Origin of the sequence: Flavobacterium potami (genome assembly GCF_020026915.1) — a bacterium.
GTDB lineage: Bacteria > Bacteroidota > Bacteroidia > Flavobacteriales > Flavobacteriaceae > Flavobacterium > Flavobacterium potami.
Map to the genome: position 1 here is coordinate 1 of NZ_JAINUY010000035.1, position 291 is coordinate 291.

The 291-nt window shown below is 44.0% G+C and carries 1 protein-coding gene; it reads right to left on the reverse strand.

The genetic code is table 11. The features are described from left to right. A partial coding sequence (locus K6T82_RS24710) for a DUF6790 family protein (protein WP_476702585.1) occupies positions 1 to 291 on the reverse strand: 291 nt, incomplete at both ends.

A 291-nucleotide genomic window follows, 5' to 3' on the forward strand; every position in this document is an offset into this window, starting at 1 on the left:
TTTCATAGATGTGGCCTGCGGCTGCGCCCCACATGAATACGGCGTAAGCAATAATGGTCGGTGCCCAAAAGTTCTTGAATTTCACTGCCAGAAGACCTAAAATACCATATGAAATATTTGCAAATCCAACTTCACGCAGGAATGGCGAATAGGCCCATCCTGTTGATTGAGCTACCATTTCTGGTCTTAAAACCTGTACCAGACCACTGAAAAGGGATCCAACACCAATCCCCACTCCCAGATACCATAACAGTAATAATTCAGTTATCCGGTTTAGTGATCTGGGTTTTT